Source organism: Polynucleobacter sp. 35-46-11 (genome assembly GCF_002281105.1).
On the sequence record NZ_NCFJ01000546.1, the window covers coordinates 1 to 1,610 of the forward strand.

Annotated in this window: 3 protein-coding genes; 1 reads left to right on the forward strand and 2 read right to left on the reverse strand. The window is 45.2% G+C overall.

The genetic code is table 11. The features are described 5' to 3' along the window. Positions 1-87: 87 nt before the first annotated feature. Entirely contained in the window at positions 88-534 is a 447-nt protein-coding gene (locus B7Y67_RS17435) for a hypothetical protein (protein ID WP_293599712.1), read from the forward strand. Here the strand turns inward: B7Y67_RS17435 and B7Y67_RS17440 are convergent. Together B7Y67_RS17440 and B7Y67_RS17445 are read right to left on the reverse strand one after the other, a co-directional pair. Next, a complete protein-coding gene (locus tag B7Y67_RS17440) occupies positions 531-944 on the reverse strand; it encodes a biopolymer transporter ExbD (protein WP_215387574.1) in 414 nt (137 codons plus the stop codon). The two genes, B7Y67_RS17435 and B7Y67_RS17440, sit on opposite strands and share 4 nt — an antisense overlap. 2 nt (positions 945-946) lie before the next feature. Beyond that, positions 947-1,610, reverse strand: a 664-nt coding sequence (locus B7Y67_RS17445) for a MotA/TolQ/ExbB proton channel family protein (protein ID WP_293599713.1), incomplete at its 5' end; no start/stop codon positions are given.

The following is a 1,610-nucleotide window of genomic DNA, read 5'->3' on the forward strand; positions in this document are numbered from 1 at the left end:
CACAGCAGATTTAAAATCTGCCGACTCAAAAAAGTCGTGCCGGTTCGATTCCGGCCTCGGGCACCAATCGATTGATTTCAGGCATCCTTGAAATACTTCCACATTTTTTTCCTGCTTCTCTATGCCGCCCCCAGTTTGGCTGCTGACTCTCTATTTTTTACTTGTGAGCGTTCAGAAAAGAATTACACCGAAACCTACGAGTTAAAAGTTACTCCAGCCTCAAAAAAAGAGAAAGCAAAAGTATTTGTTGATGATCGAGATCTCGATCAATCGGACGAGTTTGGCAAGCAAACGATTAAGAATGTCCTCGTCACCGAATCCACGGTGCTCATTTCAATGGAGGCGCACTTTCCACCAGAAAGCTTTGACGGTGTTCAGTATGGGGCTGGCTCAGTCATTACAGCGATCGCTATTAATCGCGCCACTGGTCAGTTGAGAAAAGCGGAGACCATAAAAGGTGGAATTCTCTCGGCAACCCTCGGGGAGGGTACTAGGACTTATCAAGAGCAGTGCACAGCAGCTAAAAAACCTTAGTTCGGTTCAGTTACAAATCCAAGCTTAGTTAAACCAGCTCTGCGCGATGCTGCTAAAACTTGTGCAACATACTCATACTTCACAGACTTATCTGCGCGTAAATTGATTTCTGGTTGCGGTTCTTTCTGGGCAGCCTTCTCTGCATAGCCATCAAATGTTTTTAAATTAATAGGTGTGCTATTCCAAAATATTTGACCTTGAGCATCAATCGAGAGTTGAACTGATTCTGGCTTTACTTCATTGCGAACGCTATTAGCCTTTGGCAACTCTACTTTGACAGCTTGCTGAATGACTGGCAAGGTGATGATGAAGATAATTAAAAGTACTAACATGACGTCCACCATCGGCGTCATATTAATTTCGGCCATGATGCCGCTTTCTTCGGAATCGTTCTGAAGATTAAAGGACATATTTATTCTCCGGACTTCACGCGGGCGCCAGTTACAAAGTAAGCGAGCAGATCATTCCCAAAACGATTGAGATCAGCGACCAATAATTTATTGGCACGATTGATGGCATTGAATCCCAGCACCGCTGGAATCGCTACTGCTAGGCCTAGAGCGGTCATGATGAGCGCCTCACCAATAGGACCAGCAACTTGATCAATTTGTGCGCTGCCTGAGCTGCTGATCGCGATTAAGGCGTGATAGATACCCCATACAGTTCCGAATAAACCGATAAATGGTGAAGTTGCTCCTGTTGACCCAAGGAAGGTGAGACCTTTTTGAAGGTTGGCTGAAATTCCATCGATGCTGTTCTTCAGGCTTCTGGCCATCCACTCAGAATAGTTTAGTGTTTGCAAAAGCTCACGATGATTTGTGGATTGACTTTGGTGATGGGAAGAGGCAAGACTGGCGGCTTTAGCAATCTGGTAATAAGGGTTGCTAACATGACTAGTGAAGGCATTTAACCCCTGGTCATATGAAGTAGCGCGCCAAAATTGATCAAGCTCAGGCTTCAGTTTTCGCAGGTTACGCAAGTCCCAATAGCGAGATAGCAAAATTACCCAGGTTACGATTGAGCAGACTAATAAAGCAATTGCCACAAAGCGGGTAATTGCATCGCCCTCGAGCCAT